We start from the raw sequence: 6,544 nt of genomic DNA on the forward strand, positions 1-6,544 counted from the left end.
CTCCAAGGCCTCGCCAAGCCCGCCAACGACCTCTCGCGCGGATGCACAACCGAAGACATCGTCAATGCCGCGGCCGTTACCGCCGTCATGGCAGGGCCGGGAAACATCGAGCAGGCAACCGAACGGCAGGAAAAGAACCGCGAACTTGTCCCTCGATAACGATGGCCGCATCTCAGGGGAATATCCCTGCCGCAGCCAATGCTGACACCCCTCCAAGCGGGCGGAGCAGACGTGCCCAATACAACTGTCTTTGCCACCAAGGCCATCCTGACTGTGGCTCCGAAATGCCCACCGCCGCCCATGCTGCAGTTCGCGACGGCAAAATCCTGGCCGTGGGCGATCGGTCCTGCGCCGATCCATGGGGCGGGAGAAAGACACGACAGGTTCGGAGAGGCGGTGATCGTTCCCTGCCTGATCGAAGGGCACTCCTACCTAATGGAAGGCGGCCTGTGGCGTTATGTTGGGCTTCCAAGAACGCCTTTCACCCAAAGGTTACCATTGGCTAGGTGTTGGCACGCCAGTGTCAGGTCACATTCCTGACCAAGGCAATGCGGGACGATAAGTACCGCCGCGTATCGGTCAATATCGTACCGATCAAGGTTGCCCCCATTTGGCAACCTTGCATCAGCCAGCGACAGTGTGGGAATCCTCAAACGCCAACACGCCCAAGCTAGGCTTGCATCACGTGGACTGCCCGCGCGCAATCAATTCAGGAGCCAGGCCGGTGCTTGTACGCATAATCAGTTCGAGTTCCACGCGACGGCGGATCATGCGATCGGGATCACACCGGCTGACCGCCGTGACAATTTCCTCGCCGGCTGCGGTTCCGATCTGCTGCGCCGGAATGCGCACAGTGGTCAGGGCCGGCTCCATCTGCGCGGAGCCGGCGAAGTCCCCGATTCCGATTACCGACAAGCTGTCGGGAATCGCGATCCCTAGACGAGCCGCTGCATAGATCGCGCCCTGCGCGATCACGTCGTTGGCGCAAAGCAATGCGCTCGGCCGATCCTCTCCCTCCAGCAGTTCCAGACAGGCGGCCTTGGCTTGGGCAATGCTGTAGGGCGCTGTGATCTGCCAACGTTGTGGCAGTTCGATCCCTGCCGCAATGAAGGCTGCCGTCGCCGCCTTCTTACGGTCGCGTGCCCGGTCATTGTTCGACGTCTCAGGAAACACCATCCCGATCCGACGATGCCCCAAGGCTACAAGATGCTCGGCAGCCAATCGCCCCGCCTCGCAATTGTCGACGCCCACACAAGGCAGCGGTGCATCCGGGAGATAATTCCAGATCGCCAGCAAAGGCATACGCTGCCCAGAGATCAGGCGGAAAGTGCCAGGGCTGTGGTCCAATCCTACTACCGCCAAAGCATCGACGCGATGTTCAAGCAGCTTACGAATAAGCCGATATTCCCTGTCCAGATCGTAGCCATGAGACGCCAGAAGCAGCGTAAAGCCTTCTTTGCTAACCGTGTCGTTGAATGACTGCACGACCTCGGCGAAGATGGTATTGGCAACCGTCGGCACCACCAGCCCGATGGTGGCGCTGCGCCTGCCATGCATCGCTTGGGCAGCGCGATTGCGGATATAGCCCGACTTCTCAACCGCCAGTTCAACCTTCCTGCGGGTCTCAGGATGCACCAGCTCGGGATGATTCATCACCCGTGAGACGGTGGCCGGTGAAACGCCTGCAAGGTTCGCAACGAAAACAATATCGGGCTTAATCACCTGATTTTCCCTAATGAAATCGATATACATTCTGCAGAAATGAAAACATTTGCAAGACTGTTTTCATCCCCTACTCTCAACGTATCGCGGCAGGAAAAAGCTGCGCCAAATCACCATTGCAGATAGTGCGGCACCTTTTTTGGTCCAGCTGCGATCCACTCACTCTCTCGGCAGAGCTGCTGCCGAGAACCGGAGAAGTAATAGTCATGAACATCCCGAATGATATCCTGTCGGTCGATGCCGTGATGGCGCGAGCGCGCAGCGCACAGGCCGAATACGAGGCGGAGGGCAGCCAAGCTCGTTATGACCGAGCGGCCTTGGCGGCCGGCTGGGCTATCATGCAGCCCGAGCGGAACCGGCAGTTGGCCGAACTGGCGGTTCTCAGCACCGGGCTGGGGAACGTGGCCGACAAGATCGTCAAGAACCATCGAAAGACCTTGGGCCTGTTGCGCGATATCAGCGCCGCTCAAACCCACGGCATTCTGTCCGACGACCCCGCGACCGGCATCACCGAGATCGCGCGCGCCATCGGCGTGATCGGGGCTGTGGTACCTTCGACCAACCCGGCGGCGACTCCAGCAAACAACATTATCAACGCGTTGAAATGCGGCAATGCCATGGTGCTGTCACCCTCGCCCAAAGGTGTGGCCTGCTGCGAGATGCTGCTGGGCTTCATCCATGCCGAATTCGATCGCATCGGCGAAGATCGCGATCTGGTGCAGATGCTGCCCGGCTTCGGCAGCAAGACCAAGACGCAACGTCTGCTGGAGACCGCTGATCTTGTCGTTGTCACCGGTAGCCAAGACAATGTGCGCCGCGCCTATCAGAGCGGCAGCCCAGCCATCGGCGTCGGCGCCGGCAATGTCGCAGTAATTGTGGATGAGACGGCGGATCTGATAACGGCGGCGGGCAAGATCGCCGCATCAAAGACGTTTGACAATGCGACCTCGTGTTCCTCGGAAAACGCGCTGATTGTGGTCGATGCGGTCTATGACACCTTCCTCGCGGCGCTGGCAGCCGAAGGCGGCGCGGTGCTGCCCTCGTCCGAAGCGCCGCGGATCATTTCGCATCTCTGGCAGGACGGCCATATGAATCGCGAGATCATCGCCAAGGACGCCGAGGTGATGATCGACAAGATGGGGCTTGCGGGCAAGGTGCCCGCGGGCACCCGCCTGATCGCTGTTGAGACCGAAGGAATCGGCCCCGAACATCCGCTGTCGGGGGAAAAGCTAAGCCGCATTGTCGCACTTTATCGCGCCCGCGATTTCAACCATGCCGCCGAACTGGCGCGCCGCATTCTGCTGCATCAGGGTGCGGGCCATTCGGTGGGGCTTCACTCGCAAGACACGGATCGTCCGGTAGCGCTTGGCCGCAGCCTGCCGGTGTGCCGTGTCATCGTCAATCAGGCGCATTGCTTTGCCACCGGCGGGGCATTCGACAACGGCCTGCCTTTCTCATTGTCGATGGGATGCGGCAGCTGGGGCGGCAACTCCATAGACGCCAACCTGAACTGGCAACACTTCATGCAGCGCACCCGCGTCGTTCGGCCCATTCCCCCCCGCGAACCCACGCTGGACGAGATTTTCGGCAACTACTGGCATGAGGCCGGGAAATGAAGCTGGATCCACACAATCCGCCGCAAGGCACCATCCGTGAGTGGCTGGATTATCGCGCCGATCATCAGGGCGGAACTATCAGCCACCTGTTCCCGGAGTCCGGCCTAACGCTGACCTGGCGCGAACTACGCGATGAGGCTGCATGCATTGCCACACATCTGTCCGGGTTGGGACTGATCCCCGGTGAAAGCGTTGCGCTGATGCTGCCAAATGGTCGCAATTCGGTGCTGGGGCTGTTCGGTGTGCTTTATGGCGGCTTTCGTGCCACCATGATCAACCTTGTCGCCGGTGCCGATGCCATCGGTTATGCAGTGTCGCATTCCGCAGCCCGCGCACTGTTACTGGGACCTGCGCAGCACGCGCTGTTTCAGGCTGCCCTTGCTGTCCATCCTGCCAAACTCATGGTGATCGAGGCTGGTGATGGCTTTGATTGGCCAGCCGGCTGCCAACCGGGCCCGCTGCATCCGCATGGTCCCTGTGACGATGCGCTGCTGATGTATACCTCCGGCACCACCGGACGGCCCAAGGGCGTGGTCCACAACCATGCCAGCCTGCTGGCTGGTGGCTGGACTCCTGCCTTGGCGCATGACCTGCGTCCTAGTGATCGCGCGCTTTGCGTGCTGCCACTTTATCACATCAACGGGCTGTGTGTGACGCTTCTAGGTCCGCTCCTGTCGGGAGGCTCGGTTACGGTGTGCGAGCGTTTTTCCGCTAGCCGCTTCTGGGCGTTCTGCGATCAGTACGAGGCAACCTGGTTCTCGGTCGTGCCGACTATCATCTCACACCTGCTGCACGGCGAATGCGATCCCTCGGCCGAATGCCGGGCCCGCATCCGCTTCGGCCGTTCGGCCTCGGCTGCGCTGGCACCCGAGGTGCAAGCGGGCTTTGAGCATCGCTTCGGCGTTCCCATTGTGGAGACCATGGGCCTGACCGAAACAGCGGCCCAGATCCTGTCGAACCCGCTGCCGCCAAGCGTGCGAAAGATCGGCTCTCCAGGGCGGGCTGTAGGCAACGAGGTCGCAATCATGTCGTCGGACATGCACCCCCTGCCACCAGGCGCCGAGGGTGAGATCGCCGTGCGTGGTGCCAATGTCATGCGCGGCTATCTGAATGACCCCGTCGCGACCGCCGCCGCCCTGACCACGGGTGGCTGGTTGCGCACCGGTGACTTGGGCCGGATGGACGAGGACGGTTACGTATTTGTCACCGGCCGGCTCAAGGAACTAATCATCAAGGGCGGCGAGAACATAGCTCCGCGCGAGATTGATGAAGCGCTTTATACCCATCCCGACGTAGTCGAAGCGGCCGCCTTTGCCCGCAAATGCGACCGCTACGGTGAACAGGTGGAGGCGGCCGTCACCTTGCGGCCGGGCTCGTCGTTGCAGGCGCCAGACCTGATTACGATCTGCGAACAGAGACTTGGCAAGTTCAAAGCTCCGGGTGTCATCCACCTTATGGCCGAACTGCCAAAAGGTCCCTCAGGCAAGATTCAACGCCTGAAACTTGCGCAACTGACCCAGTAGCGCAGGGCTCCCGGAGGGAAGGAGCAAACATCGACCCGCAGAAACGGTTTGCTGCAGCAGGGTATCGTCGGAGGAGGACGCGCCCATGTCACGCTGCAGGCCGATGGAAAAACGAAACGTCAGCATTATCCAGGGAGGAGACATGCTAAGGCTTACGCGCTTCAGGACGACGGACCGTATTCTGTTCGTCATCTGCTTGATGTATCTGGTTACCTATATCGACCGTGTGAACATCAGCACCGCCGCCCCCGCCATGCAGGCCGAACTAGGCCTGTCAAATTTCGAGCTTGGGCTGGCGTTTTCTGCTTTTGCCTATCCCTATGCTCTGTTCCAGATCCTAGGGGGCCGGTTGGGCGACCGGCTGGGCCCGCACAAGACGCTGATCATCTGTGGCATTGTCTGGTCGACGGCCACCGTGATGATCGGCTTTGCACAGGGTGCGATCTCTCTGATCGTCGCGCGCGTGCTGCTGGGGATGGGAGAGGGCTCGGCTTTTCCAACCGCGACCCGTGCGCTGTCGAATTGGATGCCGGCGGAAAAGCGGGGTTTTGCACAGGGCATCACCCATGCCTTCGCCCGCTTCGGCAATGCGATGACCCCGCCCCTGATTGCCTTCCTGATCCTTGCCCTGTCATGGCGCCACGCATTTATCATCTCAGGACTGATTAGCTTTGTCTGGGTAGCAGTATGGTGGCTCTATTTCCGCGACGATCCACGCAACCACAAGGGCATCACTCCGCAAGAGCTGGAAAACCTGCCCGACCCCAAGATCGTCGGCGAACGCAAGACCCTGCCTTGGGGTCCATTGCTCCGGCGGATGCTGCCCGTGACGATCACCGACTTTTGCTATGGCTGGACACTATGGATGTTTTTGAACTGGATCCCGTCCTATTTCCTGCATCAACATCAGCTTGAGCTGAAGAAATCCGCCATTTTCGCGGCAGGTGTTTTTTTGGCCGGCGTGGTAGGCGATCTGGCAGGCGGCTGGTTTAGCGACGGCATTCTGCGTCGGACGGGCAATACTACGCTGGCCCGGACCAGTGTCATCATCTTGGGCTTCCTGGGCGCCTTCGTCTGCATGCTGCCGGTGATGTTTTCGACGGATCTGGTGATAGTAGCCATCAGCCTCAGCGCAGCGTTCTTCTTCGCTGAGTTGATCGTGGCACCCATTTGGGCAACGCCCATGGACATTGCACCGCAGTATTCAGGTACGGCCAGCGGCTTCATGAACTTTGGCTTCGGCTTGGCCGGCATGATTTCACCCGTCGTCTTCGGGCTGATCATCGATCTGACCGGGCGATGGGATCTGCCGTTCTCGATCTCGCTGGCACTGCTTTTGGTGGGCGCGGGAACGGCCCTGCTGATCCGCCCCGACCGTCCCTTCACCGAACAAGCGACGGAAAAGGAAAGGGAACCCGATCTTGAGCAGAGCTTGGCTGCCGCCATTTCGGATATGAAGTGATGTTCGGGCTGCTGAACCAGGAACTGGGCGAGCCCTTCCGCCGCGACGCGATGAAGAAGCCTGTTCCCGTGGCCGGGATCGACAAGGCCGACATGCGCCCACAGCGCGGCGCAGCCTGATCCCAACCGCTTTGCAAATCTGACCATCCGGCGCGGTCCCTCCGCGCCGGATGGTCCCCTGCACTCAAGGAAACCGCCATGACCAGCATCGACCTGCTTCCT

General features: G+C 60.5%; 5 protein-coding genes. 4 read left to right on the top strand and 1 reads right to left on the bottom strand.

Going from position 1 to position 6,544, the window contains the following annotated elements:
* Window positions 1-159: phosphate acyltransferase (locus tag IE224_RS20295; RefSeq protein ID WP_268246573.1), on the top strand; the 159-nt coding region annotated here is incomplete at its 5' end.
* A 522-nt stretch (window positions 160-681) separates the two neighbouring features.
* Here IE224_RS20295 and IE224_RS20300 read toward each other — a convergent pair.
* The gene (locus IE224_RS20300; RefSeq protein ID WP_191313287.1) at window positions 682-1,752 is read right to left on the bottom strand and encodes a LacI family DNA-binding transcriptional regulator; all 1,071 of its coding nucleotides are present in this window, start codon (window positions 1,750-1,752) and stop codon (window positions 682-684) included.
* 149 nt (window positions 1,753-1,901) lie between these two features.
* On the opposite strand from IE224_RS20300, the gene sauS reads away from it, so the two are divergent.
* The 3 genes from sauS (at window position 1,902) to IE224_RS20315 (ending at window position 6,323) form a co-directional block, all read left to right on the top strand.
* Entirely contained in the window at window positions 1,902-3,338 is a 1,437-nt protein-coding gene (sauS, locus tag IE224_RS20305; protein WP_268246574.1) for an acylating sulfoacetaldehyde dehydrogenase, read from the top strand.
* Window positions 3,335-4,861 (top strand): AMP-binding protein, encoded by a 1,527-nt coding sequence (locus IE224_RS20310; protein WP_191313289.1) that lies wholly within the window; start codon window positions 3,335-3,337, stop codon window positions 4,859-4,861. The genes sauS and IE224_RS20310 overlap by 4 nt, the downstream gene beginning before the upstream one ends.
* A gap of 85 nt (window positions 4,862-4,946) precedes the next feature.
* Window positions 4,947-6,323, top strand: a complete 1,377-nt coding sequence (locus tag IE224_RS20315) for an MFS transporter (RefSeq protein ID WP_229849495.1) — start codon at window positions 4,947-4,949, stop codon at window positions 6,321-6,323.
* Window positions 6,324-6,544 lie beyond the last annotated feature (221 nt).

Source organism: Paracoccus aerius, assembly GCF_014656455.1.
Lineage (GTDB): Bacteria > Pseudomonadota > Alphaproteobacteria > Rhodobacterales > Rhodobacteraceae > Paracoccus > Paracoccus aerius.

Excerpts from the sequence above, each read along its gene's own strand:
- IE224_RS20300 (WP_191313287.1), bottom strand. The coding sequence starts at position 1,752 with ATGTATATCGATTTCATTAGGGAAAATCAGGTGATTAAGCCCGATATT.
- IE224_RS20310 (WP_191313289.1), top strand. The coding sequence starts at position 3,335 with ATGAAGCTGGATCCACACAATCCGCCGCAAGGCACCATCCGTGAGTGG.
- IE224_RS20315 (WP_229849495.1), top strand. The coding sequence starts at position 4,947 with ATGTCACGCTGCAGGCCGATGGAAAAACGAAACGTCAGCATTATCCAG.